Source organism: Streptomyces malaysiense, from assembly GCF_000980885.2.
GTDB classification, from domain to species: domain Bacteria; phylum Actinomycetota; class Actinomycetes; order Streptomycetales; family Streptomycetaceae; genus Streptomyces; species Streptomyces malaysiense.
Window position 1 is genome coordinate 193,113 of sequence record NZ_LBDA02000019.1, and the last position, 26,734, is coordinate 219,846.

The 26,734-nt window shown below is 71.8% G+C and carries 27 protein-coding genes and 2 tRNA genes; 10 read left to right on the forward strand and 19 right to left on the reverse strand.

From position 1 onward, the window contains the following. Positions 1-32 precede the first annotated feature (32 nt). The 6 genes from def to VT52_RS10700 form a co-directional block, all read right to left on the reverse strand. On the reverse strand, positions 33-683 hold the full coding sequence (gene def, locus VT52_RS10675; RefSeq protein WP_046418402.1) for a peptide deformylase: 651 nt from the start codon (positions 681-683) through the stop codon (positions 33-35). Between the two features lie 72 nt (positions 684-755). After that, entirely contained in the window at positions 756-1,736 is a 981-nt protein-coding gene (locus VT52_RS10680) for a tetratricopeptide repeat domain-containing protein (RefSeq protein WP_046418611.1), read from the reverse strand. Positions 1,737-1,949: 213 nt separating this feature from the next. Beyond that, on the reverse strand, positions 1,950-2,252 hold the full coding sequence (gene rsrA / locus VT52_RS10685; RefSeq protein WP_046418401.1) for a mycothiol system anti-sigma-R factor: 303 nt from the start codon (positions 2,250-2,252) through the stop codon (positions 1,950-1,952). Next, positions 2,249-2,944, reverse strand: coding sequence for an RNA polymerase sigma factor SigR (gene sigR, locus VT52_RS10690; RefSeq protein ID WP_037660184.1), 696 nt, complete (start codon positions 2,942-2,944; stop codon positions 2,249-2,251). Before sigR ends, rsrA begins: the two co-directional genes overlap by 4 nt. A 256-nt stretch (positions 2,945-3,200) precedes the next feature. After that, complete coding sequence (locus tag VT52_RS10695) at positions 3,201-3,827, reverse strand: alpha/beta hydrolase family protein (RefSeq protein ID WP_107481291.1); 627 nt, start codon at positions 3,825-3,827, stop codon at positions 3,201-3,203. Positions 3,828-3,920: 93 nt separating this feature from the next. Next, positions 3,921-4,736, reverse strand: a complete 816-nt coding sequence (locus tag VT52_RS10700; RefSeq protein WP_046418397.1) for an SOS response-associated peptidase — start codon at positions 4,734-4,736, stop codon at positions 3,921-3,923. A 50-nt stretch (positions 4,737-4,786) separates the two neighbouring features. On the opposite strand from VT52_RS10700, the gene VT52_RS10705 reads away from it, so the two are divergent. The 4 genes from VT52_RS10705 to VT52_RS10720 all read left to right on the forward strand — a co-directional run bounded on the left by VT52_RS10705 (position 4,787) and on the right by VT52_RS10720 (position 8,349). Further along, positions 4,787-5,509, forward strand: coding sequence for a M50 family metallopeptidase (locus VT52_RS10705; protein WP_046418396.1), 723 nt, complete (start codon positions 4,787-4,789; stop codon positions 5,507-5,509). A gap of 95 nt (positions 5,510-5,604) precedes the next feature. Further along, a complete protein-coding gene (aroA, locus tag VT52_RS10710; protein WP_046418393.1) occupies positions 5,605-6,921 on the forward strand; it encodes a 3-phosphoshikimate 1-carboxyvinyltransferase in 1,317 nt (438 codons plus the stop codon). Positions 6,922-6,930: 9 nt separating this feature from the next. Beyond that, on the forward strand, positions 6,931-7,941 hold the full coding sequence (gene rsgA, locus VT52_RS10715) for a ribosome small subunit-dependent GTPase A (RefSeq protein ID WP_046418391.1): 1,011 nt from the start codon (positions 6,931-6,933) through the stop codon (positions 7,939-7,941). A gap of 84 nt (positions 7,942-8,025) precedes the next feature. After that, the gene (locus tag VT52_RS10720; protein WP_046418389.1) at positions 8,026-8,349 is read left to right on the forward strand and encodes a DMT family transporter; all 324 of its coding nucleotides are present in this window, start codon (positions 8,026-8,028) and stop codon (positions 8,347-8,349) included. Positions 8,350-8,392: 43 nt separating this feature from the next. On the opposite strand, the gene VT52_RS10725 is transcribed toward VT52_RS10720, so the two are convergent. After that, positions 8,393-8,986, reverse strand: coding sequence for a TetR/AcrR family transcriptional regulator (locus VT52_RS10725; RefSeq protein WP_046418388.1), 594 nt, complete (start codon positions 8,984-8,986; stop codon positions 8,393-8,395). 209 nt (positions 8,987-9,195) lie between these two features. Between VT52_RS10725 and hisN the strand changes: the two genes are divergently transcribed. Together hisN and VT52_RS10735 are read left to right on the forward strand one after the other, a co-directional pair. After that, positions 9,196-9,996, forward strand: a complete 801-nt coding sequence (gene hisN, locus VT52_RS10730; protein WP_046418386.1) for a histidinol-phosphatase — start codon at positions 9,196-9,198, stop codon at positions 9,994-9,996. Positions 9,997-10,144: 148 nt separating this feature from the next. After that, complete coding sequence (locus tag VT52_RS10735; protein ID WP_046418384.1) at positions 10,145-10,552, forward strand: CBS domain-containing protein; 408 nt, start codon at positions 10,145-10,147, stop codon at positions 10,550-10,552. A 99-nt stretch (positions 10,553-10,651) separates the two neighbouring features. Here VT52_RS10735 and VT52_RS10740 read toward each other — a convergent pair whose 3' ends face one another. After that, positions 10,652-12,106, reverse strand: a complete 1,455-nt coding sequence (locus VT52_RS10740; protein WP_046418383.1) for a catalase — start codon at positions 12,104-12,106, stop codon at positions 10,652-10,654. A 146-nt stretch (positions 12,107-12,252) separates the two neighbouring features. Here VT52_RS10740 and VT52_RS10745 point away from each other — a divergent pair, with 146 nt between their 5' ends. Continuing rightward, a complete protein-coding gene (locus VT52_RS10745) occupies positions 12,253-12,669 on the forward strand; it encodes a Fur family transcriptional regulator (RefSeq protein WP_046418382.1) in 417 nt (138 codons plus the stop codon). Positions 12,670-12,878: 209 nt separating this feature from the next. Here VT52_RS10745 and VT52_RS10750 read toward each other — a convergent pair. The 4 genes from VT52_RS10750 to VT52_RS10765 form a co-directional block, all read right to left on the reverse strand. Beyond that, a tRNA-Met gene (locus VT52_RS10750) sits at positions 12,879-12,952 on the reverse strand. 86 nt (positions 12,953-13,038) lie between these two features. Beyond that, positions 13,039-14,850 carry a tetratricopeptide repeat protein gene (locus VT52_RS10755; RefSeq protein WP_046418380.1) on the reverse strand — a complete coding sequence of 604 codons (1,812 nt, stop codon included), beginning with the start codon at positions 14,848-14,850 and terminating at the stop codon, positions 13,039-13,041. A 238-nt stretch (positions 14,851-15,088) separates the two neighbouring features. Continuing rightward, positions 15,089-15,162 (reverse strand) — tRNA-Met (locus VT52_RS10760). 41 nt (positions 15,163-15,203) lie between these two features. After that, complete coding sequence (locus tag VT52_RS10765) at positions 15,204-18,110, reverse strand: UPF0182 family membrane protein (protein ID WP_079174971.1); 2,907 nt, start codon at positions 18,108-18,110, stop codon at positions 15,204-15,206. A gap of 164 nt (positions 18,111-18,274) precedes the next feature. On the opposite strand from VT52_RS10765, the gene VT52_RS10770 reads away from it, so the two are divergent. Beyond that, on the forward strand, positions 18,275-18,817 hold the full coding sequence (locus tag VT52_RS10770; RefSeq protein ID WP_046418378.1) for a PPA1309 family protein: 543 nt from the start codon (positions 18,275-18,277) through the stop codon (positions 18,815-18,817). A 126-nt stretch (positions 18,818-18,943) separates the two neighbouring features. Here the strand turns inward: VT52_RS10770 and VT52_RS10775 are convergent, their stop codons facing one another. From VT52_RS10775 to VT52_RS10785, 4 genes are all read right to left on the reverse strand, one after another. Continuing rightward, positions 18,944-20,041, reverse strand: a complete 1,098-nt coding sequence (locus tag VT52_RS10775) for a YlbL family protein (RefSeq protein ID WP_206306482.1) — start codon at positions 20,039-20,041, stop codon at positions 18,944-18,946. Between the two features lie 50 nt (positions 20,042-20,091). Beyond that, complete coding sequence (locus VT52_RS37890) at positions 20,092-20,265, reverse strand: hypothetical protein (protein WP_167377678.1); 174 nt, start codon at positions 20,263-20,265, stop codon at positions 20,092-20,094. A 226-nt stretch (positions 20,266-20,491) separates the two neighbouring features. Beyond that, positions 20,492-20,950 carry a molybdenum cofactor biosynthesis protein MoaE gene (locus VT52_RS10780; protein WP_046418375.1) on the reverse strand — a complete coding sequence of 153 codons (459 nt, stop codon included), beginning with the start codon at positions 20,948-20,950 and terminating at the stop codon, positions 20,492-20,494. A 91-nt stretch (positions 20,951-21,041) separates the two neighbouring features. Then, positions 21,042-22,166, reverse strand: coding sequence for an SDR family oxidoreductase (locus tag VT52_RS10785; protein ID WP_046418374.1), 1,125 nt, complete (start codon positions 22,164-22,166; stop codon positions 21,042-21,044). Between the two features lie 191 nt (positions 22,167-22,357). Between VT52_RS10785 and VT52_RS10790 the strand changes: the two genes are divergently transcribed. Both VT52_RS10790 and VT52_RS10795 read left to right on the forward strand, forming a co-directional pair. Next, positions 22,358-23,797 (forward strand): zinc-dependent metalloprotease, encoded by a 1,440-nt coding sequence (locus VT52_RS10790; RefSeq protein WP_046418372.1) that lies wholly within the window; start codon positions 22,358-22,360, stop codon positions 23,795-23,797. Beyond that, positions 23,794-24,315, forward strand: a complete 522-nt coding sequence (locus tag VT52_RS10795; protein WP_046418370.1) for an NUDIX hydrolase — start codon at positions 23,794-23,796, stop codon at positions 24,313-24,315. Before VT52_RS10790 ends, VT52_RS10795 begins: the two co-directional genes overlap by 4 nt. Positions 24,316-24,393: 78 nt before the next feature. Here VT52_RS10795 and VT52_RS10800 read toward each other — a convergent pair whose 3' ends face one another. The 3 genes from VT52_RS10800 to VT52_RS10810 all read right to left on the reverse strand — a co-directional run. Continuing rightward, entirely contained in the window at positions 24,394-25,149 is a 756-nt protein-coding gene (locus VT52_RS10800) for an AIM24 family protein (RefSeq protein ID WP_046418369.1), read from the reverse strand. A 17-nt stretch (positions 25,150-25,166) separates the two neighbouring features. Further along, positions 25,167-25,847, reverse strand: coding sequence for an AIM24 family protein (locus VT52_RS10805; protein ID WP_046418368.1), 681 nt, complete (start codon positions 25,845-25,847; stop codon positions 25,167-25,169). A gap of 11 nt (positions 25,848-25,858) precedes the next feature. Then, positions 25,859-26,734, reverse strand: an 876-nt coding sequence (locus VT52_RS10810; protein WP_143070865.1) for an AIM24 family protein, incomplete at its 5' end; no start/stop codon positions are given.

A 26,734-nucleotide genomic window follows, 5' to 3' on the forward strand; every position in this document is an offset into this window, starting at 1 on the left:
CCCGGACCCGGCGCCCAACGGCCCGATGAAACCTAGTCGTTGGCGACCACGGGGTAGCGCGGCTCGTTCTCGGCCATCTGCCGCAGCGCGTCCTTGCGGTCGCGCTTGGACAGCCGGTCGATGTAGAGGTAGCCGTGGAGGTGGTCGGTCTCGTGCTGCAAACACCGTGCGAAGTACCCGGTGCCGCGGACCTTGATCGGGTTGCCCTGCTCGTCCTGGCCGGTCACCTCGGCGTAGTCGGGACGCGCCAGCTCCGCGTAGGCCCCGGGCACCGACAGGCAGCCCTCGTTGCTGTCGTCGAGCCGACGCCGCTCGGCGGGCAGGTCGGCCACCTTCGGGTTGCACACCACGCCCACGTGCCGGACGCCCTCGTCGTCCTGGCAGTCGTAGACGAAGACCTTCAGGTCGACGCCGATCTGGTTGGCGGCCAGGCCCACGCCCTCGGCGGTGCGCTGGCTGGCGAACATGTCGGCGACCAGCTGCCGCAGCTCCTCGCCGAAATCGGTGACGTCCCCGCACTCCTTGTGCAGCACCGGATTGCCGACGACCGTGATCGGCCGCGAGGTGCCGCCCTCCCGCCAGGCCTTCTCGCGTCCCTCGCAGTCCTCCGTGTCCACGACATAGCCCTCGTCGTCGACGGGGAGCACGCCCGCGTGCTGCTGATCGGTGTCCTGCTGCGCCATGACCGACGTACGCCTTCCTGCAAGCCTGGAAAATTCTGCGGGTACAGCCTAAAGGGGCCGGTCACCGGCTGCTCAGCAAACCTCTTCCAAGTCCCGCCAGTCCCTGGAGTCCGGACTGTCGGCGACCCATCCGTCCAGGAGCCCCCGGACCAGCGACGGCGGCGCGGCCACACCGCACTCCCGCTCCGGCACCCACAGCTGGCCGTCCGTGCGGTGGCCCAGAGGGCCGGGGTGTCCGGGTTCGCTGTGGTCGTGGGGGTCCAGGTGCTCCCCCTCGCCCTCGTCGGACGGCATCCGGGACTCGCTGCACATCCGGCACAGCAGCCGTACCGAGGACGACCAGTCCTCCGCGGCGAACCCGGCGTCCGCGGCCAGCTGTTCCAGCGCGTCCCGGTCCGCCTCGGTGGCCGCCTCCAGGAGGACCACCCAGGTGGGCACGGGCGAGGGCGCCCACAGCTCGATCTCGTCGAAGACGGGGTAACTGTGCCCCGCGGACGTGGTGCGCTCCCCGTGCGGGACGCCGTCGTGCAGCACGACCTCGCCCCAGCGCCGCCCCGAGGAGGGCAGCGGGATGGACAGCACCTCGATCCGCGCCGGGTCCAGCCGGCGGCCCCACACCACCTCGGCCTCGCCCTCCGGCGAGAGCCGCACGGCCGCGCTGCCCAGCTCCATGCCGAGCGGTTCCCCGGCGGCGGTCGCGCCCCCGGGCACCTTCAGGCCGTACGCCTGCCAGGCGCGGCGGGCCAGCGGCCAGTCCTGGAGGGCGGTCGCGGCGATGCCCACGTTCCACCAGTCGGGGGCGCCGGTCTCCCGGTCGAGCAGGGCGACGGCGCGCAGTCCGGCCGCGCGGGCCTGCTCCCAGTCGTGCCGGAACTTGTGCAGCAGCGCGAGGTTGAACCAGGACTCCGACAGCCAGGGTTCCAGGTCGGCGGCACGGGTCAGCAGTTCACCCGCGTCCTCGTACCGGCCGTCGCCGATGAGCGTGAACGCGCGATCGGTGGCCTGCCGCCAGGAGGCGGAGGGCCGGTGCCGTCCCTTGCCGAAGATCCTCACGATTCCCGCCTGCCAGTTCCAGTTCCGCACAGTGGGCTGGCTTGTGCCCCCAGGCGCCCTCTCCCTCGCATCCAACCACGTGCGGTGGGAACGGCGCTCATTACCCATGGGTTACCCAGGTGCGGACGGGATCAGACAGTGCCGTACGTCTCGCCGGCGGTGAAGCCGGGCGGGGCGGAGCGGGAAGGCGCGGGGGGCGTGCGCCGCGCGGGCTCAGTTGTCCTGGGCCGTGGAGGTGATCTCGTGGTCGGGCGCGGGCTGTCCGGAGCGGAGCAGGTCCAGCCGTCCCATGACCTTGGCGCGCAGGTCCGCGGGCACGTCGTCATGCCCGCAGCACCGCTTGACCAGCTTCTTCACGGCCTCTTCCAGGCCGTACTTCTCCAGGCACGGCGAGCACTCCTCGAAGTGGTGCCGGAACTTGTCGCGATCGACGTCCGGCATCTCGCTGTCGAGGAACTCGTACAGATGGTCCAGGACCTCACCGCAGTCCGTCTCGTGCGGCTCTCCGCAGCTCATGAGCCCGAGCCTTTCGCTTCGTCCGACTCTCCGGCGCCCGCCGGGACCAGCCCGCGCTCACGGGCGTAGTCCTCCAGCATGCCGCGCAGTTGACGGCGGCCCCGGTGCAGCCGGGACATCACAGTACCGATGGGTGTCCCCATGATGTCCGCGATCTCCTTGTAGGCAAACCCCTCCACATCCGCGAGATACACGGCGATGCGGAACTCCTCGGGGATCGCCTGGAGCGCTTCCTTCACATCGGAGTCGGGCAGATGGTCGAGCGCCTGCGACTCGGCGGAGCGCAGCCCCGTCGACATGTGCGACTCGGCACGGGCGAGCTGCCAGTCCTCGATCTCCTCCGCGGCGGAGCGCTGGGGCTCACGCTGCTTCTTGCGGTACGAGTTGATGAAGGTGTTGGTGAGGATCCGGTACAGCCACGCCTTGAGGTTGGTGCCCTCGCGGAACTGGTGGAAGGAGGCGTACGCCTTGGCGTACGTCTCCTGCACGAGGTCCTCGGCGTCGGCCGGATTGCGCGTCATGCGCAGAGCGGCCGAGTACATCTGGTCGAGGAACTCCAGCGCGTCCCGCTCGAAGCGCGCGCTGCGCTCGGCGGTCGACTCGGCGGACGCCTCCGCGCTCGTGCCCCGGCCCTCGGGCTCTTCCGCCTGGCCGTTGTCGGTCCCCGCGTCGGTCCCTGTGACCGGACCCACCTCCTCAAGATCCCGGGCAGGACCGAGAGCGGTCCCACTCGATTCGGAGGATAGAACACGACCCGTACCCGCCGCCCCTCGAATTGAGGTGGCCTTGGGCGCGTGGAACACCGTCCAGGCCAGCTCAGAGCTGTTCTGGCGGGCCGGGCATACGGTCGAACCCATGCGGCGGACTTCCCTTCCCACGTCGTCGGTGCCGAGGCCTCAGCACTTCTGTGCGTCACAACAGCGCGGCGGCGCGCGGCATTCCCGGGGGTCACGCGAGTGACGCGGTCCACTCCACGACCCCGTCGGTGATGATCTCCAGGGCCCGTTCCTGCCCGATCCCGGCGCGTTTGGGGATCGCGAAGCCGTGGTCGCCGTAGGGCACCTCGATCATCCGGAAGTCCCCCTCGGGGAACTCGGCGGGCCTGCCGAAGGGGTCGTTGCCGCCCTGTACGACGAGGGTGGGCACGCCGGTGCCGAGCAGTTCGTCCGCGCGGGACTTCTCGGGCCTGCCCGGCGGGTGCAGCGGGAAGCTCAGGGCCAGGACGGCGCGGGCGCCCAGTTCGGCGGCGGTGCGGCACGCGACACGGGCGCCGGCGCTGCGGCCGCCGGAGATCACCGGCAGCTCCATGCCGGCCAGCGCGGGCCAGATCCCGCGCCACCCGGTGTCCAGCGTCCCGGGGGCGGGCGCCACCTTCCTGCCGGCGACCCGCCAGGGCTGTTCGACGAGGGCCACGCTCACCCCGTGTCCCGGCAGCACCCCGGCGAGCGCCTGGAGGTCCCGCGCCTCGATGCCGCCGCCCGCGCCGTGGCTCAGCGCGAGGACGGCCCGGGGGTCCGTGGCCCGGTGCCAGGTGAGGCGGGCGGTTCCGGCGTCGGTCTCGAGGATCTCGATCACTCTGGGGCCTCTCTTTCGGATCAGGTCGGCTCCGGGCATCGGCACCCTGCCGCCGGACCCCGCGACCCCGGCAAGATCCGAAAGAGGAGGTCCTCAGAAGAGTGTGCCCTCTTCGGGGGCCTCCAGCTCCTTCAGCAGCTCCGGGCCGTTGTTGCGGACGTTGCTGACTGCGGTGGCGACCGGGTAGGCGCGCATCAGGCCGGGTGGCGGCGGGGCGAGCAGGGCGCGCAGCTCGTCCGGGTCGGTGCGGGAGGGGTCGAGCCAGGCGTCCCAGCGGTCGGGGGTGAGCATCAGCGGCATCCTGGGGTGGATGTCGGCCAGCGTGCGGGGGCCGTCGGCGGGGGCCACGGCCAGCGGGGTCCGCTCGGCCTCCGTGGTGATCACCGAGCAGGTGACCCACCAGGCCCGGGGGTGGTCGTCGGGCAGGGTGCGGTCGCGCCAGAACTCGTACAGGCCGGCCATCGCGAACACCGAGCCGTCGGCGGGCAGCACGAAGTACGGCTGCTTGCGCGGCCGCTTCCGGCGCCCCTCGACCTCCAGGTCCCGCTCCTGTTCCCCGGTCACCCACTCGTAGTAGCCGTCGGCGGGCAGGACGCAGCGGCGGGCGGCGAAGGCGCGGCGGTAGGACGGCTTCTCGTGCACGGTCTCCGCACGGGCGTTGATCATCCGGGCGGCGCCCTCGGGGGTCTTGGACCAGGACGGCACCAGTCCCCACCTGAGTCTGCGCAGCTGGCGAACCGGACGCGGGGAGTCCGCGTCTTTCAAGGGGCGGTCGAGCACGGCGTGGACCTCTTTGGTGGGGGCCACGTTGTAGTCCGGCTCCAGGGTCTCCTCGGGTTCCCACTTCTCGATCCCGAAGGTCTTGGCGAGGTCCTCGGGCCCACGACTGGCTGCATACCGTCCGCACATACGTGCCACACTGCCAGACTCCGCCCGCCACCAGGGAGCCACTCGGACACATGAACAGCCTCGCCGCCCTCGCGCCGTCCGGCCTCTGGGACCGGCTCACCGGTATCCAGCCCGACCCCGATCTGTGGGTGGTGCTCGCCACCCTCGCCGCCGCGCTGGTGGTGGTCGTACCGCATCCGCTGTGGCGGGTGTCGCGCAACGCGATCACCATCGCCCACGAGGGCGGCCACGGGCTGGTCGCCCTGCTCACCGGCCGGCAGCTCACCGGCATCCGGCTGCACTCCGACACCAGCGGGCTCACGGTGAGCCGGGGCAAGCCGTACGGGCTCGGCATGATCCTCACCGCGGCCGCCGGCTACACCGCGCCCTCGCTGCTCGGCCTCGGCGGCGCGGCCCTGCTCGCCGCGGGCCGCATCACGCTGCTGCTGTGGGCGGCCACGGCCCTGCTCGCGGTGATGCTGGTGATGATCCGCAACGCGTACGGCGTGCTCACCGTGGTGCTCGCGGGCGGGGCGTTCCTGCTGGTGTCGTGGCTCGCGGGGCCGCAGGTGCAGGCGGCGTTCGCGTACGCGGTGGTGTGGTTCCTGCTGTTCGGGGGCGTACGACCGCCGTTCGAGCTCCAGAGCAAGCGGCGGCGGGGCGAGGCCGGCGACTCGGACGCGGACCAGCTGTCCCGGCTGACGCATGTCCCGGCCGCCCTGTGGCTGTTCCTCTTCCACGCCGTGTCGCTGTGCTCGCTGATCGGCGGCGGGCGGTGGCTGCTGGAGGTCTGAGGCGCCGCCCGCCGGGGGTCCGCAGGGCCGTCCGGGCCGCGGGGCGGGGCCGCCGCCGGAAGGTTGCGGCCCCGCCCTCCTTATAAAGTGGGCCCATGGCCCCGAACACCGCCCCCTCCGCCCTCTGGCCCGCTCCGCACGCGAGCGGCGCCGTCGACGCCACCGTCCATGTGCCGGGGTCCAAATCGGTCACCAACCGCGCCCTGGTGCTGGCCGCCCTCGCCTCCGAGCCCGGCTGGCTGCGCCGCCCGCTGCGCTCCCGGGACACCCTGCTGATGGCGGGCGCGCTGCGCGCGATGGGCGTCGAGATCGAGGAGGGCGTGGGCCCGGACGGCACCGGCGAGGCCTGGCGGGTGCTGCCGACCGGCCTGCACGGCCCGGCCACGGTGGACGTCGGCAACGCGGGCACCGTGATGCGCTTCCTGCCGCCGGTGGCCGCGCTGGCCGACGGCCCCATCCGGTTCGACGGCGACCCGCGGTCGTACGAGCGTCCGCTGCACGGCGTGATCGACGCGCTGCGCCTGCTGGGCGCGCGGATCGACGACGACGGCCGGGGCGCCCTGCCGCTGACCGTGCACGGCGGCGGCGCGCTGGAGGGCGGCCCGGTGTCGATCGACGCGTCGTCCTCCTCGCAGTTCGTCTCCGCGCTGCTGCTCTCGGGCCCCCGCTTCAACCAGGGTGTCGAGGTCCGGCACACCGGTTCGACCCTGCCCTCCATGCCGCACATCCGGATGACGGTGGACATGCTGCGCGCGGTCGGCGCCCAGGTGGACACCCCGGAGTCGGGCGGCGAGCCGAACGTGTGGCGGGTGACGCCGGGCGCGCTGCTCGGCCGGGACCTGACGATCGAGCCGGACCTGTCCAACGCGCAGCCCTTCCTGGCGGCGGCCCTGGTGACCGGCGGCAAGGTGCTGATCCCGGACTGGCCGGAGCGCACCACCCAGCCGGGCGACCGGCTGCGCGAGATCTTCACCGAGATGGGCGGCACCTGCGAACTCACCGAGTTCGGACTGGTGTTCACCGGTTCCGGCGCCGTCCACGGCATCGACGTCGACCTGGGCGACGTCGGCGAGCTGACCCCGGGCATCGCAGCCGTCGCCGCGCTCGCCGACTCCCCCTCGACGCTGCGCGGGGTGGCCCATCTGCGGCTGCACGAGACGGACCGGCTGGCCGCGCTCACCAAGGAGATCAACGAGCTCGGCGGCGACGTCACGGAGACGGCCGACGGTCTGCACATCCGCCCGCGCGCGTTGCACGGCGGCACCTTCCACACCTACGAGGACCACCGCATGGCCACCGCCGGCGCGATCATCGGCCTGGCGGTCGAGGGCGTACGCATCGAGAACATCGGGACGACGGCCAAGACCCTGCCGGACTTCCCCGAGCTGTGGACCGGGATGCTCGGGCAGTAGGGACACGTCATGCGCCGCTACGGCAAGCACACCGACGAGGACGACATCCGCACCCGCCCCAACCGCAAGGGCAACCGGCCGCGGACGAACATCCGGCCCAAGCACGAGGACGCGGCCGAGGGGCTGGTCCTGACCGTGGACCGGGGGCGGCTGACCTGCCTGGTGGAGGACCGGGTGGTGATGGCGATGAAGGCGCGGGAGCTGGGCCGCAAGGCGGCGGTGGTCGGGGACCGGGTGATGCTGGTCGGCGATCTGTCCGGCAGGAGGGACACCCTCGCGCGGATCGTCCGGATCCAGGAGCGGGCGTCGGTGCTGCGGCGCACGGCGGACGACGACGATCCGTACGAGCGCGTGGTGGTCGCCAACGCCGACCAGCTGGCGATCGTCACGGCCCTCGCCGACCCCGAGCCGCGGCCCCGGCTGATCGACCGCTGCCTGGTCGCGGCGTACGACGGGGGCCTCGAACCCCTGCTGGTGATGACCAAGTCGGACCTGGCCACGCCGGACGAACTCCTCGGACTGTACGGCCATCTGGACATCCCGTACGTGGTGACCAGCCGCGAGGAGCTGGAGAACGGGGACGCGGCGGACCGGGTGCGGGAGCTGCTGGACGGACGGATCACCGCGTTCGTGGGCCACTCCGGCGTGGGCAAGACGACGCTGGTGAACGCGCTGGTGCCCGAGGAGCGGCGGCGTACGACGGGACACGTCAACGCGGTGACGGGGCGCGGCCGGCACACCACCACGTCGGCGCTCGCGCTGCCGCTGGCGGGCGACGGCGGCTGGGTGATCGACACTCCGGGTGTCCGTTCCTTCGGCCTGGCGCACATCGATCCGTCCCGTGTCATCCACGCCTTCCCTGACCTGGAGCCGGGTACGGCGGACTGTCCGCGCGCGTGCAGCCACGACGAGCCGGACTGCGCCCTGGACGCGTGGGTGGAGGCGGGGCACGCGGACCCGGCGCGGCTGTACTCGCTGCGGCGGATGCTGGCGACGCGGGAGCGCACGGAAGGCGACTGACCTTCGCGTTGTTTGCCCGGACGGTGGTGCGGCAAGTGCATAATCGCACCGGGCCGGTGATCCGGATCAACGGGAGGACAGCGCATGGCGTGGCTGCTGGTGATCGTGGCCGGAATGCTGGAGACCGGCTTCGCCGTGTGCCTCAAGCTCTCCCACGGCTTCACCCGCCTGTGGCCGACGATCGCCTTCGCCTCCTTCGCCCTCGGCAGCTTCGGCCTCCTGACCCTGTCCCTGCGCAGACTCGACGTCGGCCCCGCCTACGCGGTCTGGACCGGCATCGGCGCGACCGGCACGGCGATCTACGGCATGATCTTCCTGGGCGACGTGGTCTCCACCCTGAAGATCATCTCGATCAGCTTCGTGATCGTGGGGATCATCGGCCTGCAGCTGTCGGGGTCGGCTCACTAGACCGCGCGGCCCGCTCCCCGCGACAGCGGTCGACGCGGGTCGGTCAGAGTTCCGTGCGCGGCGCGAGGGACCGGATCAGCCCGGCCACCCCGCCCTCCCCCGGCGGCGCCGCGACACAGGAGAGGGCGAGCCGGACGACCAGTTCGCAGGAGCGGGCGAGTTCGACGGTGGCGGCGGGGCCCGTGCCGGGGCCGGACAGCGCGGTGACGGCGCGGTCGCGGACCGTCCGTACCAGGTCGCCGGGCGAGGGGAGCGGCTGTTCCGGGCGGCGCTGCGCCGGTACCGGCGAGGGGCCCGGGGGCGGCGCCGGGAGCCGTTCGCTCCAGCAGCCGGTGAGCAACGCCCGTACCAGCGCGTCGTCCTGGGCCGCGGTCACGGTCCACTCGGCGGTGGCGGTGAGCCGGTCCCAGCTGCCGCCGCCGCCCGCGAGCGCGCGCTGCACCCCGGCGAGATAGTCGTCGGCCGCCCGCCGCACCAGCGCCCGCGCCAGGCCGTCCTTGCCGCCGAACTCGTTGTACAGGGTCTGCCGGGACACGCCCGCCGCCGCGGCCACCTCCACCATGCGCACCGCCGGCCACGGCCGGCGTGCCAGCGCCGCGAGGGCGGCGTCCAGCAGGGATACCCGGGCAGCGGCCATCGTCGCCTCCTCGGAGTCAACGGCGTTCCGCCCAGATTTGACGGCTTTTCGGGCGATGTCAAGGGGTTGCTCGCCAGGCACGGAAGGCCGCGTACCGCGCGCGTGCGAGCGGCGGTCGCACACGGCTCGGCGGGCGCCGCGCACGGCGGATCCGACACACGCACGCCCCCGTTGGCTCCCGTACCCGCCCAGCCGATAGCGTGACGTACATGCCGGACTACCTCGACGACCTCCGTCTCGCCCACGTCCTCGCGGACGCGGCCGACGCGGCCACCATGGACCGCTTCAAGGCCCTGGACCTGAAGGTGGAGACGAAGCCGGACATGACGCCGGTGAGCGAAGCGGACAAGGCGGCCGAGGAACTGATCCGCGGCCAGCTCCAGCGCGCCCGCCCCAGAGACGCGGTCCTCGGCGAGGAGTACGGCGTCGAGGGCACCGGCCCCCGGCGCTGGGTGATCGACCCGATCGACGGCACCAAGAACTACGTGCGCGGCGTCCCGGTGTGGGCCACGCTGATCTCGCTGATGGAGGCGGGCGAGGGCGGGTACCACCCCGTCGTGGGCCTCGTCTCCGCCCCCGCGCTCGGCCGCCGCTGGTGGGCCGCGAAGGGCCACGGCGCCTTCACCGGCCGCAATCTGACCTCCGCGAGCCGTATCCACGTCTCCGGTGTCGACACCCTCGCGGACGCCTCCTTCGCCTACTCGTCCCTGTCCGGCTGGGAGGAGCAGGACCGACTCGACGGCTTCCTGGACCTCAGCCGACAGGTGTGGCGCACCCGCGCGTACGGCGACTTCTGGCCCTACATGATGGTCGCCGAGGGTTGCGTGGACATCTGCGCGGAGCCGGAGCTGTCGCTGTGGGACATGGCCGCCCCCGCCATCGTCGTCACCGAGGCCGGCGGCACCTTCACCGGCCTCGACGGCCGCCCGGGGCCGCACAGCGGCAACGCGGCGGCGTCCAACGGCCTGCTGCACGACGAGTTGCTGGGGTATCTCAACCGGCGCCAGTGAGACGTGCGGGACGCCTGCGCACGCCCCCGGCGGGCCACACGCGCCCTCTTGTTGGCCCGGCCCCGACCTGAGACTCTGGAGTCACCCCCACTTGTGAATTTGTGAATCCGGGGACAAGGCCCCTGGATCTCAGGAGGTGGCCCCATCCATGCTGATCCGCGACGCCATGAGCACGGTGATCCTCACCCTCGGCCCCGCCCACACCCTCCGTGAAGCAGCCACATTGATGTCCGCCCGGCACATCGGCGCCGCCGTGGTCTTCGATCCGGACGCCGGCGGCATCGGCATCCTCACCGAGCGCGACATCCTGAACTCCGTCGGCCTCGGCCAGAACCCGGACACCGAGCGCGCCCACGCCCACACCACGACCGACGTCGTCTTCGCGGCGCCGACCTGGACACTGGAGGAGGCCGCCCGCGCCATGGCGCACGGCGGCTTCCGGCACCTGATCGTCCTCGACCGCGGCGAGGTGGCCGGGATCGTCTCGGTCCGCGACATCATCCGTTGCTGGTCCCCGGCCCGCGAGCCCGCTCCGCTGGCACGGGCGGGCTCCTGAGCGCGCCGGGCCAGGATCGCGAGGAGCCCCGGACAGGACGAACGGGCCGGACCCCGAGCACCGGGGGTCCGGCCCGCCCGGCGGACGGATGCCGCCGTCTCAGCCGCGCAGAGCCCGCACCGCCGCCTCCAGGCGCTTGCCGAAGTCGGCGTCCGCGGCCGCGAAGTTGCCGATCGCGCGGTCCGCGATGTCCTCGCGCGAGACCGGGGAGAGCGCCCCGGCGAGGTTGGCGATCAGCCGCTCCTTCTCCTGCTCCGACATCAGCCGGTACAGGTTCCCGGCCTGCACGAAGTCGTCGTCCTCGGCGTGCCGCGGGGTCGGGTGGCCGCCCGTGCCCGCGGTGAAGCCGTCGTACGGCCGCCACAGCGCCCGGCCGGTCTGCGCGGGCCCGCCGAAGCTGTTGGGCTCGTAGTTCCTGGCGCCGCCGTGCCGGCCGTCGTAGAGGAGGCCGTCCCGCGAGTGCGTGCGGGCCTCGGTGGCGTGCGGGCGGTTGACCGGCAGGTGGTCGGCGTTGACGCCGACGCGGTAGCGGTGCGCGTCGCCGTACGCGAAGAGCCGGCCCTGGAGCATCTTGTCCGGCGAGGGGCCGATGCCCGGCACGAAGTGCGAGGGGCTGAAGACCGACTGCTCGACCTCGGCGAAGACGTTGCGCGGGTTGCGGTTCAGCTCCAGCTTTCCGATCTCGACGACCGGGTAGTCCTCGTGCGGCCACACCTTGGTCAGGTCGAACGGGTTGAAACGGTACGACGCCGCGTCCGCCGCCGGCATGATCTGCACGCCCACGGTCCAGCTCGGGAACTCGCCCCGCTCGATCGACTCGCGCAGGTCGCGCTGGTGGGAGTCGGGGTCGGTGCCCGCGAGCACCGCGGCCTCACCGGCGGTGAGGTTCTTGATCCCCTGGTCGGTCTTGAAGTGGTACTTGACCCAGAAGACCTCGCCGGCCTCGTTGTTCCACTGGAAGGTGTGCGAGCCGAAGCCGTCCATGTGGCGGTACGACGCGGGGATGCCGCGGTCGCCGAACAGCCAGGTCACCTGGTGGGTCGCCTCCGGCGACAGCCCCCAGAAGTCCCACACGTTGTCGGCCTCCTGGCTGCCCGTGTAGGGGTCGCGCTTCTGGGTGTGGATGAAGTCGGGGAACTTGATCGCGTCCCGGATGAAGAAGACCGGGGTGTTGTTGCCGACGAGGTCGTAGTTGCCCTCCTCGGTGTAGAACTTCACCGCGAAACCGCGCGGGTCGCGGACCGCGTCCGCCGCGCCCAGGTTTCCGGCCACCGTCGAGAAGCGCAGGAAGACCTCGGTCTCCTTGCCGACCTCGGAGAGGAAGGCGGCCCTGGTGTACGGCGTGGCGTCCGCGGTCACCGTGAAGGTGCCGTAGGCGCCGGCGCCGCGGGCGTGCACGACCCGCTCCGGGATGCGCTCGCGGTTGAAGTGGGCCAGCTTCTCCAGCAGCAGCTGGTCCTGGACCAGCACCGGGCCGCCGACGCCCGCCGTCTCGCTGTTCTGGTTGTCGGCTACCGGAGCACCGGCCTCCGTGGTGAGCGGTCCCTGCGTCACGTGCGCCTCCTGCGGTTTACGCCGGCCAATCCTGTCCATTGGCCAAAGCCGTTCCCAATCCTACATTGGACTAAGTCCAAGTCAAACAAGATTCCAATCTCACACCTATTCCCGTCCTGGTCCCCCTTGCTGTTAGGCTGGTAGCCATGAGCGACCTTCTGGAACGGCTGCGTGGACGCGGATGGCGGATGACCGCGCAGCGACGCGTGGTGGCCGAGGTCCTCGACGGCGAGCACGTCCACATGACGGCCGACGAGGTCCACGCACGGGCTGTCGCGAAGCTGCCGGAGATCTCCCGGGCGACCGTCTACAACACGCTGGGCGAACTGGTCACGCTCGGCGAGGTGCTGGAAGTCTCGACCGACAGGCGCGCCAAGCGGTACGACCCGAACGCCCACCGGCCGCACCACCACCTGGTCTGCGCCCGCTGCGGCGCGATCCGCGACGTCCACCCCACGGGCAACCCGCTGGCGGACCTCCCCGACACCGAGCGCTTCGGCTTCACGGTGTCGGACGTCGAGGTGACGTACCGCGGGCTGTGCCCGGAGTGCTCGGGCGCGTGACGCCGTAGCGGCCATGGAGTGACGGAGGGGGCGCGAGCCCCCTCTTTTTTTCGCGCCCCGCGCGGCAGCGCCCGGCCCCGCACGACGGCGGGGACACGGGAGTGGAGGGGGCGTACGCGTGAAGGAGGCGCACGCGTGGACATCCGACCGCACACATACGACCGAGGGCCGGAATCCGTTTCCGGATTCCGGCGGCCCTCGGCCTTCAGTAGCGGGGACAGGATTTGAACCTGCGACCTCTGGGTTATGAGCCCAGCGAGCTACCGAGCTGCTCCACCCCGCGTCGGTGAACACGACATTACGCGAGGGGAGCCGACGGAGGCAAATCCATTCGGCCCCGAGTGACCAGGGCCACTCAGCCGGGGCCACTCACGCGGACAGCTCCTCCCGCAGCGCGTCCCGCAGCCGGCCCGCCCGCTCGGTGACCTCCGCGGGGCCCAGTTCCGCAGCGCGCGTCGCCCAGCGCTGCCCCTCGTCGAGGTCGCCGCGGCGGGCGCAGACCAGGGCCAGGCGAAGGGCCGCACGGCCGTGGCCGTCGTTCGCCGCGCGCGTCCACCACACCACGGCCTCCGGCTCGCTGCCCTCGCGGGCGAGCAGCAGTCCGAGATTGAACGCCCCGTTGCGCGACCCCGCCTCCGCCGCCGCCCGGTACCAGCGCGCCGCCTCGACCACATCGCCGCGCGCGGAGGCGAGCATGCCGACCCGGACCTGCGCCCGACGGTGGCCCTGCTGCGCCGCCCGCTCGTACCACTCCTCGCACTCGGCCTTCTCGTGCGTGCTCTCCCCCAGCTCGTGCGCGGGCCGGGGCGGGCGGCGGGCGTCCAGCAGGGCGGCGAGCCGGTACGCCGCCTCCGCGCTGCCACCGCCCGCCGCGCAGCGCAGGTGCCGCTCGGCCGCCGGCTCGTCGCGCTCGCGCAGCCGCGCCATGCCGACCTGGAGCGCGGCCTCGGTGTGCCCCGCCGAGGCCGCCCGCTCGTACCAGCGCAGCGCCATCGCCTCCTCGCCGCGCCCGGCGTACAGGATGCCGAGGTTGAAGGCCGCGTCCACGCTCCCCGCCTCGGCCGCCTTGGAGAACCAGGGCTCCGCGCCGGAGGTGTCGCCGACCTGGAGCAGCAGGATGGCCAGCGCGTTCGCGGCCTCCCGGTGCCCGGCGTACGCGGCGCGCCGGTACCACTGCTCGGCCTGCGCGGTGCGGCCCTGCTCGGCGCAGAGCAGCCCGAGGTTGTACGCGCCGTTGTCGTCCCCCGCGTCCAGCGCCGCCCGGTACCAGCGCTCGGCAGTCTGGGTCTCGCCCCGTTCGGCGTGCAGCGCGCCGAGCGCGTTGGCCGCGTTGCCGTCACCCTCCTGGGCGGCGCGCAGCCACCACACGGCCGCGCTCTCGGTGTCCCCGGCGTCCCGCAGCAGGAAGCCGAGGGCGCAGGCGGCACGCGGTTCGCCGTCCTTGGCGGAGGTCAGGTACCAGCGCCCGGCCTCCTTCAGCTCCCCGCGCTGCTCCAGGATGGCCCCGAGGTGCAGCGCGGCCCGCCGGTGCCCGCGCGCGGCGGCCTGCCGGTACCACTGCTCGGCCTCCGCGACAGCGTTGTCACCCCCGCTCTCGGCCCGGTCCTCGGCCTCCCGGTCGAGCGAACGCGCTATCCGGTACGCCGCCTCCCGGTGCCCGCGCTCGGCGGCGAGCCGCATCCACTGCCCGGCCCCCGCGTCCCCCCGGTGCTCCAGCAGGTCGGCGAGTGCGTAGGCGCCGAGGACATGGCCCTGCTCGGCGGACTGGCGCAGCCAGTACTCGGCGGCGGGTTCGTCACCGCGTTCGCGGTGGTAGCGGCCGAGCGCGTGTGCGGCGGCCGCGGAACCGGCGACTGCGGCGATCCGCCACCAGCCGGCGGCCTCCTCGCCGTAACCCCGCTGGTGCAGCAGGACGCCGAGGTTGTTGGCGGCGGCCCGGTCGCCGGCCGCGGTGGCGGCCCGCAGGTGGGTCTCGGCACCGTCGAGGTCGCCGCGGCGCAGCAGCATGGCGCCGAGGACGCTGGCGGCCTCCGCGTCACCGCTGCGTGCGGCGAGCGCGAGGCGTACCTCGTCGTCGGCGTCGGCCATGTCACCCACCTCGTCGCGGGTCGGCCCCTCACCGAAATTCTGTACAAATCGCCCTGACTCGAACAGAGTTGCCTTGTCCCCCATAACGTCCATCGTCGCACCACCCGCAACCTGGGTACACCCGGTATACCCCACCCCGTGAGGTCACTTCAGCGTTTTGTCGACATGCCCACAGGACGACAAGTCAAACACACGACGCCCAACTCCTCACGGCGGCGCGGCGGTGACTTCCTCCTCAACTTGTGCCCGCACAGACCGAGTTCACCGACTTCACCGGGTTCACACACCACGAAGGCCCGGATCCTGAAAGGATCCGGGCCTTCGTTTTCAGTAGCGGGGACAGGATTTGAACCTGCGACCTCTGGGTTATGAGCCCAGCGAGCTACCGAGCTGCTCCACCCCGCGCCGTTGTGAGCCAACCGTATCACGGCGCGGGACGGTGCTGATCAGCCCTTCTGCTTCGAGGGCTCCGACTGCTTCTGCTGCTTCTGCTGCTTCTGCGCGTCCTGGGCCCGCTCCAGCGCCGCCTTGAGGTCCTTCTGCGCCTTCGCGTAGGCGTCCCAGTCGGGGCCGCCGGACTGCTTCAGCGCCCGCTGCCCCGCCTCGAACGCCTTCTGGGCGTCGGCCAGGTCCCGCTGGACACCCGGACCGCTCGCCGCGGGCGGGGCCTTGGAGCCGGTGTCCGGCGGCCCGGCCGCGGCGGAGCCGGTGCCGAACAGCTTGTCCAGCGCCTCGCCCAGGGTGTTCTCGAACGCCGGCGGCCGGTCCCCGTAGGTGACCAGCACCTTGCGCTGCAACGGGTACTTGAGCCCCCCGCCGCGTACGTAGACCGGCTCCACGTAGAGCAGGCCGCCGTCCAGCGGCACGGTCAGCAGGTTGCCGTACTCCACCGCCGAGTCGCCGCCCTTGAGGTACTTGATCGCGGCGGCGACGTCCTGTTCGGAGTTGAACTGGCTCTGGACCTGCTTGGGCCCGTCGACCGTCGTACTGGTCGGCAGTTTCAGGATCCTGATCTTGCCGTAGTCGCTGCTGTCCGCCTCGGAGTCGACCGACATGAAGGCGCTGAGGTTGTCCCGGCCGGTCGGCGTGAACGTCGTCGACAACGAGAACGCCTGCTTGCTCTGGTCGGGCATCTTCATGCTCAGGTAGTACGGCGGGACCGCGTCGCCCGACTTGTTGGTCGGGTCGTCCGGCACCTGCCACACCTCGCTGCCGGTGAGGAAGGTCTGCGGATCCGTCACGTGGTAGCGGGTGAGCAGCTCGCGCTGGACCTTGAACAGGTCCTGGGGGTACCGGAGATGGGACAGCAGTGTCGGGGAGATCGCGCTCTTCGGCAGCACCGTGCCGGGGAACGCCTTCATCCAGGTCTTCAGCACCGGGTCCCGGGTGTCCCACTGGTAGAGCTTGACCTCGCCGGTGTACGCGTCGACGGTCGCCTTGACCGAGTTGCGGATGTAGTTGACCTGGTTCTGCGGGGCCACCACGCTGCGGTTGTCGCTGCCGGCGGTCAGCGAGTCGGCCGTGGTGTCGCCGAGGGTCGTACGGGAGGAGTACGGGTAGCCGTTCGACGTCGTGTAGCCGTCGACGATCCACTGGATGTGGCCGTCGACGACGGCCGGGTAGGCGTCGCCGTCGATGGTCAGCCAGGGGGCGACCGCCTCCACGCGCTCCTTGGGAGTGCGGTTGTACAGGATCCGCGAGCCCTTGCCGATCGCGCCCGAGTACAGGATCTGCGGCTCGCTGAACGCCATCGCGTAGGCGGCCCGGTTGAGCGGGTTGTCGAGGTTCACCCCGCTCTTGCCGGCGTAGCTGGTGGTCACCTCGCCGTTGTCGTCGGTGGGGTGGTCGATCTCCTTCTGGGGACCGCCGACGATGGAGTAGGTGGTGGTCTTCTCGCCGTAGTAGACCCGCTGCTGGTAGGTCCCCAGGTCGCCCTTGGAGGGCAGGTCGTACTCGGTGAAGACGGGCTGGCCGTCGTCGGCCTCGGTGCCCTTGGCGGCCACCACGCCGTAGCCGTGCGTGTAGCGGAAGTGGTCGTTGATCCAGTTGTGCTTCGGGACGCCCTTCAGGTTCAGCTCACGCAGACCTATGACGGTGTCCTGGAGCTTGCCGTCCTTGGTGGGGTAGCGGTCGACGTCCAGGTTGGCGGGGAAGGTGTAGTAGTCCTTCATCTCCTGCGCCTGCTCGAACGTGGGCGAGACGATGTTCGGATCCATGATGCGGACGCTCGCCGCGTCGTTCGCGTCCGCGCGCAGCCTGGCGTCGTCCGAGACGGTGGACTTGCCGTCGTACTGGGTGACCTTGGTGTCGTCGATGCCGTACGCCTCGCGGGTCGCCGTGAGGTTCTTCCGTACGTACGGGGCCTCCTTGGCCTGCTCGTTGGGCTCGACCTGGAACTTCTGCACGATCGCCGGGTAGAGCCCGCCGATCAGGATCGCGGACAGGACCATCAGGCCGAAGCCGATGACGGGCAGCTGCCAGGTGCGCCGCCACAGGGTGGCGAAGAACAGCAGCGCGCAGATGACGGCGATGCAGAACAGGATCGTCTTGGCCGGCAGGTAGGCGTTGGCGTCGACGTAGCGCAGGCCGGTCCAGTTGCCGGTCGTCCTGAAGTCGCTGGACTTCACCGCGAGGCCGTACCGGTCGAGCCAGTAGGCGACCGCCTTGAGGGCGACGAACAGGCCGAGCAGCACCGAGAGATGACCGGTCGCGGCGGCGGTGGCGCGCGCTCCGGGGCTGGTGAGGCGCAGTCCGCCGTACAGGTAGTGCGTGAAGGCGGCGGCGATCAGGCACAGGATGACGGCGGCGAAGCCGAAGGCCAGCAGGAACCGGAACCAGGGCAGTTCGAAGGCGTAGAAGGAGATGTCCAGGTGGAACTGGGGGTCCTTCTGGTGGAAGGGGACTCCGTCCACCCACATCAGCCAGGTGCGCCACTGGCCGGCCGCCGAGGCGCCCGCGATCAGCCCGACCAGGGCGCAGACGCCGACCAGCAGCCAGGTCCTGTACGGCGCGAGACCCATCCGGTAGCGGTCCAGGCTCTGCTGCTCCATGGACATGGCGCTCAGCGGGGGCCGGAGCCGGTACGCCAGCCAGATGTTGAGGCCGACCATGAACGCCGCCAGCAGACCGAAGACGGAGAACAGCCCGATCTTGGTCCACAGTGTGATGGTGAACACGGACGAGTAGTGCACCGACCGGTACCACAGCCAGTTCGTCCAGAAGCCGGCGAACATGCTGAATGTCATACCGAGGACGGCGAGCACGCCCAGCGTCAGGAGCAGGACCCTGACCCGCCGGGATGGTCGGCCCGCCCCCGTCCGTGGCCCCGCAGGGCCCTGGCCGCGGTCCGGCATCTGGAAAGCCAAGGTGCGCCCCTCGAAAATCGCTCTCGATCCATCGGGCCCCCGTGCTCCGCGGGCCCAGGTGGCCCCCCGTGGTCGCGGGCCGACACATATGCAACTTACTCAGGCCCCGCTCGGTTCCCGATTCCGGTGGGGAACGAGGCAGGATTGTGACCATGTCCAACACTCCCATGGCAGCGAACCCGCTCACCCGGGCCGTACTCGAGATCGACGAGTACGCCTCGGGCCTCGGCTGGGACCAGCCCGCTCGCCTCTTCGCCCTCGTAGACACCGCTCGGCTGCGCAGTCAGGAACCCGCGCTCGCGGCCCAGCTGGGCCTGGAGGGCGAGTCCGAGACCGCCGGTCTCACCCCGATCGAGCAGGACGAGATCGCGTCCGGCAAGCCGCTCGACGAGTTCCTCGCCACCATCGCCTGGCCCGACGCGGTGGCCGGCTGCGCGCTCACGGTGGAGCGGCTGATGCTGCCGCCGTCCGCCGAGGCGCAGGTACCGAAGAACCTCAGCGAGGCCAAACTGGCGAAGTGGGTGGCCGGCCACCCCGAGCGCCAGGAGGTCCGGATGACGGTGGCGGTGCTGCGCGACGGCGCCCGCGAGTCGGCGCTGCGGCTGCGCGAGAAGGACTCCCCGACCGAGGTCCTGACCGGCCCCGACCTGGTCCCGGGTCTCGCGGACGCCCTGTCGGCGACGTTCGCCGACTGATCTTCCGTACGACGGCGGGGGCGCCACCGGCTCTGTCGCCGGGGGCGCCCCCGCTCCTCGTGACGGCACCGGGGGCGCCCCTCGTACGGGCGGGCGCCCCCGGTCATGCCGTGCCCCGCGAAATCCTCAGCCCTTGGCGGCGCACTTCGGCAGGGCCGCGGTGTCGCCGCCGCGGATGTCCTTGAGCGCGCCCAGCGCGTCCTTGATCGTCTTCACCTTGACCAGGGTCAGCCCGCTCGGCTTGTCCGCGGCCGCCTCGGCGCAGTTGTCGGCGGGCGTCAGGAAGTACTGGGCGCCCTTGCCGCGCGCGCCGAGGGTCTTCATGTCGACGCCGCCGATCGGCCCGACCGTGCCGTTGTCGTCGATGGTGCCGGTGCCCGCCACGAACTTGCCGCCGGTCAGGCTGCCCGGGGTGAGCTTGTCGTAGATGCCGAGCGCGAACATCAGACCGGCGCTGGGGCCGCCGACGTCGGCGAGCTTGATGTCGATGCTGAACGGAAACGTGTGATCGGTACCGGCGGAGATCCCGACGATGGCCCGCTTGGGTCCGCTGTCGTCGGAGGCGGCCGTGGTGATCGTGACGTCCTCGGTCCCGGTGGCCGTCCGGTGGGCCTTCTCGGCGGCGGCCTGCTCCTTGGCGGGGACGACGGTGAAGACCACCTTCTGGCCCGCCTTGTGCTCGGTGACGAACGTGGCGACGTCCGAGGGCTCCTTGACCGCGTGGCCGTCGACCGCCTTGATCACGTCGCCGGCGTGCAGCTTGCCCTCGGCCGGGGAGCCCTTGACCACGGTGGAGACGATCACCCAGGACTTCACCGGGATGCCCAGCTGCTTCAGGGCGGCGACCTTGGCGCTCTCCTGGGACTGGCTGAACTCCTCGGCGTTCTGCTGGGAGGACTGCTCCTCCGTGGTGCCCTTGGGGTAGAGCGTGTCGTGCGGCACGATCTTGCTGTCGCGCGAGAGCCAGCCGTAGACGGCCTCCACCAGGTTCATCCGGAAGTCCACGCTGGTCACCCGCACGGTGGTCATGTTCAGGTGACCGTCCGTCGGATACGTCTTGCGCCCGGAGACCTGGAGCACCGGCTCGCCCTGGTGGTTCCCGAGCGTGTTCACGGTCGGGCCGGGGGACATCTCCGCGTACGGCACGGGGATGAGCACTCCGGCGCACAGGAGCGCGATCAGCATCAGGGTGGAGGCGAGCATCGTCGCGGTGCGGCGTGGCATGCCTCGACAGTACGTGACGCACCTGTCGGCGCACTGTCAGGGCACCCCCGTCAGGCGCCGTCCGCGCCCGTGCTGGACCGCTCCATCGCCTCGCGGAACCGGGCGTATCCGTCCAGCTCGGGCCCGTCGCTACGGGCCTTGCGTGTCCGGTTGGCCCAACTGCCCCACAGCCCGCCGCCGACCGCACCCATAAACGGAATCAGCAGCCAGACAAGCGCGCCCATGCCGACCTCCCTACGCCGTGAGCGTCCGCAACTGACTGATCAGCAGATTAACCATCCGCACTCACAACGCTCACGTGCGGGGGGCGGTTACGCAACCGGAGTCACCAGTGGGCCGGGAGTGACCGGTTCGGCGCAGTGCCGCGCCCGGTTCCGGCAGGTCCCGCCCCCTTTCGGCGGACACCCGCGCGGTCGTCCGTCGCCCGGCCACCGCACCTCGGCGAAGGCGCTACGCGCCGACCCATTCGTCCGTGCCGTCCGAGAACTTCTGGTGCTTCCAGATCGGCACCTCGTGCTTGATGTCGTCGATCAGCTTCCGGCACGCCTCGAAGGCCTCCGCCCGATGCGGACACGCCACGGCGACGACCACCGCGATGTCCCCGACGCCCAGGTCGCCGACCCGGTGCACGGCGGCCAGGGCCCGCACCGGATGGTCCGCGACGACCTTCTCGGCCACCCGTCGCATCTCGGCCTCGGCGCCCGGATGGCAGGAGTAGCCGAGCGCGTCCACGTCGGCGCCCCCGTCGTGGTTGCGCACCGTACCCACGAACAGCGCGATGCCCCCGGCCGCCTCGTCCCCGACCGCCCGGAACACCTCGTCCACCGAGAGCGCGCTCTCCCTGACGCCGATCAGCTTGACGGGGTCCTGCGCGGCCCGCTCCCCGGGGTGCTCGCTCATCTCAGCCATGCCCCCATCGTGCCGCACGTCCGTGACGCCGGGGAATACGAGGTTCACCCGGCACGGGCGCGGGCGTATTGGATGCTCGTACGGACGCCGCCTACCGACGGCGCGCCTTCCGGGCCCGGCGTACCACCGCCGCCGCGCCCAGCAGGGCCACCGTCGCCCCGGCCGCGCCCGCCGCCGTGGCGTCCTTGCGGCCGAGCCGCCGGCCGGCCACCGTATGCCGCCCGGAGACCTCCTCCAGCAGTTCCGCCAGGACATCCTCGTTGGTCCACCTCGGCCGCCAGCCCGCGTCGTGCAGCCGGCTCCCGCTGACCACCCACGGGTACATCGTGTAGGCCAGGTCGCCGGCCGGGGACGGGGTGAGCCCGATCCGGTGCAGCCGCGCCGCCGCGCCCAGCGCGACCGCCGAGGGCAGCTCCATGCGCCGGATCCCGCTGAGCTCCTCGACCTCCTCCTGCTCCAGCCATCCGTCGCAGCCGACGACCAGTTCCCCCTCGACCTTCTCCAGGACGGCGTACTCCAGGGCCGCGCACAGATCCTCGACATGGCAGAACTGCCACGCGGGCCGCGAACCGGCCACCACGAGGAGCCGCGGTGATTCGAAGTACCTGGTCAGCGCGGTGTCCATGCCACCGACGAGCACGGCGGGCCGTACCACGGTGACGTTCAGACCGGGGTGTGCGCGGGGCGCGCGGCGCGCGAGGCGCTCGATCTCCAGCAGGTCCCCGACACCGGTCGCCTCGGCCGTCGCCCGCAGCTCGGCGTCCTCCGACAGCGGCAGCTCGTTGTCCGGCAGCGCCCCGTAGACCATCGCCGAGGTGCACAGCACCACACGGTGCACGCCGGCCGCCGCCGCGGCGGTCAGCACGGTCTGCGTCCCCCGGACGTTGTAAGCGGTCCGCGCGGCCGCGTCACTGCCGAGATCCAGGTCGAGCGCGAGGTGGACGACCACGTCGGCGCCGCGCAGTTTGTCCGCGATGGCCGGATCGCGCACGTCCAGGATGTGCCACTGCGCCTCTTCGCACTCCCCGCGCCGCTCGTCGATCGCGACGACCCGCCGGATCTCCCGCGATGCGGCGAGCCGCGCCGTGAGCAGGGCTCCGACACCGGTCGCGGCGCCGGTGACCGCCACGACGGGCCCGCGCACGGCGGGTTCGCGCCCGGCGGACGCCTCTGAGTGGTTTCGCGCTGCGCGAACCTGCGGATCTGGGGAACTCACCCGGCATCTCCAGCGGTTGTCTTCTGTACGGGCGTGAGAGACGCGCACGTACGAGGTGCATCCATCCTGCCGCAGGCCGTCCGCGGGCGGAGCATCGAGGCCCGATCGGGTCCGGGTGTCTACGCTGGGTGGTGTTGTCGGGCAGCCGTGCCGCCGGAGAAGACCGGTGGCCTTACCAGCCGAGGATTCCCGTGAGTGACACCCCATTCGGTTTTGGCCTTCCGCCGGAGGAGCCGGAGGACGGCGACGAGGGCAAGAAGAAGGACCAGCAGAGCGGTGGTGGTCAGGGACCGGCCAACCCCTTCGGTTTCGGCGGTATGCCCGGAGCCGGTGGCTTTGGCGGCCCCGGCGCCGACAATCCGCTCGCTGCCATGTTCGGTTCGCTGAACCCCACCGACCTCGGTGCCGCGTTCCAGCAGCTGGGCCAGATGCTCTCCTACGAGGGCGGCCCGGTGAACTGGGACATGGCCAAGCAGATCGCGCGCCAGACGGTCGCCCAGGGCACCGCGGACGGCTCCAAGGACGCCAGCGTCGGCCCTTCCGAGCGCAAGGCCGTGGAGGAGGCCGTGCGCCTGGCCGACCTGTGGCTGGACGACGCCACGTCCCTGCCGTCGGGCTCCGCCTCGGCGGTGGCCTGGTCCCGCGCGGAGTGGGTCGAGGCGACCCTGCCCGCCTGGCGGGAGCTGGTCGACCCGGTCGCCGAGCGGGTCGGCGCGGCGATGGGCGATGTGCTGCCGGAGGAGATGCAGGCCATGGCGGGCCCGCTGATCGGCATGATGCGCTCGATGGGCGGCGCCATGTTCGGCACGCAGATCGGGCAGGCCGTCGGCGTGCTCGCGGGCGAGGTCGTCGGCTCCACCGACATCGGCCTGCCGCTCGGCCCGGCCCGCAAGGCCGCGCTGCTCCCGGCCAACGTGGAGGCGTTCGGCAAGGACCTGGGCGTGCCGCTGGAGGAGGTGCGGCTCTACCTGGCCCTGCGCGAGGCGGCCCACCAGCGTCTGTTCGCGCATGTGCCCTGGCTGCGCTCGCACCTGTTCGGCGCGGTCGACGGCTACGCGCGCGGCATCAAGGTCGACACCGCCAAGCTGGAGGACGTGGTCGGCCAGTTCGACCCGCAGAACCCCGAGCAGCTCCAGGACGCGCTTCAGCAGGGCATGTTCCAGCCCGAGGACACGCCCGAGCAGAAGGCCGCCCTGGCGCGCCTGGAGACCGCTCTGGCGCTCGTGGAGGGCTGGGTGGACGCGGTGGTCCACGCGGCCGCCAAGCCCCGTCTGTCGTCCGCCGACGCCCTGCGCGAGACCCTGCGCCGCCGCCGGGCCACCGGTGGCCCGGCGGAGCAGACGTTCGCCACGCTGATCGGCCTGGAGCTGCGTCCCCGCCGGCTGCGCGACGCCTCCCGCCTGTGGGCCTCGCTCACCGACGCACGCGGCGTCGACGGCCGCGACGCCCTGTGGCACCACCCGGACATGCTGCCAACCGCGACCGACCTGGACGACCCGGACGGCTTCGTGCACCGCGAGCACATGGACTTCTCCGAGCTGGACAAGATGCTCGGCGAGGCCGCCGACAAGCCGGACCTGAGGAAGGACGCCGAGAAGCACGACGAGGCCGAGGGCGACGACACCGAGTGAGCCTGTACGACGACGCGGTCCTCGTCCTGAAGGGGTACGAGGGCCAGGAAGAGCTGCGCCAGTCCTACCTGGACCACCTGGCGGCCCATCCCGACGGCATGTGGAAGGCCTGCCACGCGGGTCATGTCACGGCGAGCGCCCTGGTGATCGACCCCGAGCGCGGCCGGGTGCTGCTCACGCTCCACCGCAAGCTGCGGATGTGGCTCCAGATGGGCGGCCACTGCGAGCCGGGCGACGCCACGGTGGCGGCGGCCGCGCTGCGCGAGGCGACCGAGGAGTCGGGCATGACCGGGCTCACCCTGCTGCCCGGCGGCCCGGTGCGCCTGGACCGGCATCCGATTCCCTCGCCCTGCCACTGGCACTACGACGTCCAGTACGCGGCGCTGGCCCCCTCCGGCGCCGTGGCGGCGATCAGCGACGAGTCCCTGGACCTGCGCTGGTTCCCCTACGACGAGGTCGCGAGCGTGGCCGACGAGTCGGTCGTGCGGCTCCTGGAGGCCGTCCGCGCGAGGCTGTGAAGCGGTGAGGGGCGGCCGGCCGCGCGCGGCGGCGGTCCCTCACCGCTCCCGCCTCAGGGGCGCGCGTCCCCCGGGCGGTCAGTTCCAGACATTGCCCTGGTTCCCGCCGCGCGCCCCGTGCTGGCCCATGCCGAACTGGGCGGCGAGGCCCTGGCCGATCACCGCGTTCTGCGGCGGCAGCAGTTCGCTGGGCTGGACCAGCGCGAACCCGGAGCCCATGAAGCTCAGCTCCCAGCCCTCGCCGGTGCTGCCGCGCCTGCGCCACACCCCGGAGGAGTGTGTCTGGGCCTGCATCTGCACACGCAGCCCGGTCGACCAGGCCACGATCGCGTCGGCGTCGCAGTTGACGTACCGGTCCGGGGTGACCCGCATCAGCAGCGGTGCTCCGGAGGTCATCAGGGCGACCCGGCCGCGCCCGGTGATGTTCAGCTGGTACTTGCCGGAGCCGGAGATGCCGTAGAGGCTGTCGACGGCGATGACCTCGTGGTGCAGCGAGGAGTCCATGGCGAGCACGTAGGAGCTGTCGACGGTCAGCCCGTCCTGTTCCACGTCCATGATGTGCACGTGCTGGGAGAGGTTGGCCAGATAGACCGTGCCCTGGCCGTGGCAGCGCATCAGGTCCAGGCCCTCGCCGGTGTGGGCACGCGCGCGCCGCTGGTTGTCGCTGTGGTACTCGGCGTCGAACTCGACCATGCCCTGGTAGGCGACCATGCTGCCCTTGCGGGCGAGGATGTCGTCGTGGCCCTCCAGGACGACGCGCAGCAGCTGCGAGTTCTGGAGGCTCCAGCGCTCCTGCGCCTGGTTGTCGTTGTACGCGAAAATCGGACTCTGCATGGCGTGTTGGCTCCCCCTCAGCCCCGGATCCGCAGGCGGTCGGTGCTGTCCTCACTGGGCTGGACGACGACGATGCCCTGTCCGGAGAAGGCCATCTGGTAGGCCTCGCCGCTGCCCCGGCCGATCAGCGACTGCGCCTTGAAGCTGCGCTTGCCCTTGACCTTCAGGTTCGGCGACCAGGCGACGAGCGCGTCCGGGTCGACGTACGTCTCGTCCTCGCCGCCGCCGCAGTCCACGACGATCGGCGTGCCCCGGGAGGTCAGCGCGACCCAGCCCTGCCCGGAGATCCGCGTGTTCCACAGGCCCTGCCCGGCGAACTTCGCGAGCCCCTTCACCCGCTCCACGCCCCAGCTCAGGTGCGCGTCGAAGGCGAGGAGGTTGGTGGCGTTGACGGAGATGCCGTCGCCGTCGAGGTTGATCACGACGACGTTCGCGCCGTAGTCGGCGAGATAGAGCAGCCCGTCCCCGGAGCACTTCATCAGCGGGGCGCCCTCGCCGGTCATCCAGTCCCGGGCGATCTGGCGCACGGCCGGCGGGTTGGGCTCGTACTGCACGAAGCCCTCGTAGGCGACCATCGAACCCACGCGCGCGAAGAGGTCGCTGCCGGTCTGCATGGCGACCTTGAGCATGTGGTCCCCGTGGTTCTCCATGCGGGCGGTGACGGGGGCGGGGGCGAAGCCCGCGAGCGGCTGGTTCATGACGGGCTCCCTCAGACCTCGTACGGCTGGACGACGATGAAGTTGCCGGGCGCGCCCCGGAACTGGAGGTTGACGCTCTCGCCGGTGTCCCCGGGATAGGCGTTGCGGCGCATGCGGACCTGGCTGGAGACGATCACCTGGGCCGCCGCCGACCAGGCCACCACCGCGTTGCAGTCGGCGAAGGTGGTCGGGGTGACCGGCAGCACCACGGGCTTGCCGTGCGTCTTGACGACGATGGTGCCGGTGCCCTGGAACTGCATGGTGAACAGCGCGCCGCCCGGGATGCCGTGACCCTCGATGCGGCGGACCTCGTACTGGAGGGTCTCGTCGAAGGCGAGCACGTTGTCGGCGGACACGCAGATCGCGTCCCCCTGGAGCTCGACCGGGTGCAGGTTGGCGGCGTTCTCGGCGAGGAACACCTGGCCCTGGCCGGTGCAGCGCATCAGCTGCATCTCCTGGCCGGTGGCATTGCCGACGATGCGTCCGGCGATACCGGCGCCCTTGTAGCTGAAATCGACCTTGCCCTGGTAGAGCACCATGCTGCCCTGCTTGGCCAGCACCGGCTGCCCGCCGATGCCGAGGTCGACGCGCATGAGCTTCTTGTTCTGCTGCGTCCAGCGCTGCCCGGTCGGCGTCTCCTTGAACTTCTGGAGCGCGACGCCCACGCCGGCACCGCCCTGCGGGGCGCCCTGGGGCACACCGTATGAGGCGGTCTGCTGACCGGGCACCTGGCCGTAGCCCGGGGGCATGGGCGCGCCGGGCGGGCCGGGCGGGCCAGGGGGCATCGGGGCGGTGGGGCGACCGCCGTACGACGGCTGCTGCGGGGGCATGCCGTAGGGCGCGGGGGCCGGGGCGGGCGGCGGGACGGTGCCCGCCGGGCCGGGGGG

Bases quoted from the DNA above. Each gene is read 5' to 3' on its own strand.
- VT52_RS10780 (WP_046418375.1), bottom strand. From the start codon at position 20,950: ATGGCTGAGATGAGCGAGCACCCCGGGGAGCGGGCCGCGCAGGACCCC.
- VT52_RS37890 (WP_167377678.1), bottom strand. From the start codon at position 20,265: ATGGGCGCGCTTGTCTGGCTGCTGATTCCGTTTATGGGTGCGGTCGGC.
- aroA (WP_046418393.1), top strand. From the start codon at position 5,605: ATGGCCCCGAACACCGCCCCCTCCGCCCTCTGGCCCGCTCCGCACGCG.
- VT52_RS10720 (WP_046418389.1), top strand. From the start codon at position 8,026: ATGGCGTGGCTGCTGGTGATCGTGGCCGGAATGCTGGAGACCGGCTTC.
- rsgA (WP_046418391.1), top strand. From the start codon at position 6,931: ATGCGCCGCTACGGCAAGCACACCGACGAGGACGACATCCGCACCCGC.
- VT52_RS10735 (WP_046418384.1), top strand. From the start codon at position 10,145: ATGCTGATCCGCGACGCCATGAGCACGGTGATCCTCACCCTCGGCCCC.
- VT52_RS10725 (WP_046418388.1), bottom strand. From the start codon at position 8,986: ATGGCCGCTGCCCGGGTATCCCTGCTGGACGCCGCCCTCGCGGCGCTG.
- hisN (WP_046418386.1), top strand. From the start codon at position 9,196: ATGCCGGACTACCTCGACGACCTCCGTCTCGCCCACGTCCTCGCGGAC.
- VT52_RS10765 (WP_079174971.1), bottom strand. From the start codon at position 18,110: ATGCCGGACCGCGGCCAGGGCCCTGCGGGGCCACGGACGGGGGCGGGC.
- VT52_RS10770 (WP_046418378.1), top strand. From the start codon at position 18,275: ATGTCCAACACTCCCATGGCAGCGAACCCGCTCACCCGGGCCGTACTC.
- def (WP_046418402.1), bottom strand. From the start codon at position 683: ATGGCGCAGCAGGACACCGATCAGCAGCACGCGGGCGTGCTCCCCGTC.
- VT52_RS10700 (WP_046418397.1), bottom strand. From the start codon at position 4,736: ATGTGCGGACGGTATGCAGCCAGTCGTGGGCCCGAGGACCTCGCCAAG.
- VT52_RS10705 (WP_046418396.1), top strand. From the start codon at position 4,787: ATGAACAGCCTCGCCGCCCTCGCGCCGTCCGGCCTCTGGGACCGGCTC.
- rsrA (WP_046418401.1), bottom strand. From the start codon at position 2,252: ATGAGCTGCGGAGAGCCGCACGAGACGGACTGCGGTGAGGTCCTGGAC.
- VT52_RS10745 (WP_046418382.1), top strand. From the start codon at position 12,253: ATGAGCGACCTTCTGGAACGGCTGCGTGGACGCGGATGGCGGATGACC.
- VT52_RS10775 (WP_206306482.1), bottom strand. From the start codon at position 20,041: ATGCCACGCCGCACCGCGACGATGCTCGCCTCCACCCTGATGCTGATC.
- VT52_RS10805 (WP_046418368.1), bottom strand. From the start codon at position 25,847: ATGAACCAGCCGCTCGCGGGCTTCGCCCCCGCCCCCGTCACCGCCCGC.
- VT52_RS10755 (WP_046418380.1), bottom strand. From the start codon at position 14,850: ATGGACGTTATGGGGGACAAGGCAACTCTGTTCGAGTCAGGGCGATTT.
- VT52_RS10800 (WP_046418369.1), bottom strand. From the start codon at position 25,149: ATGCAGAGTCCGATTTTCGCGTACAACGACAACCAGGCGCAGGAGCGC.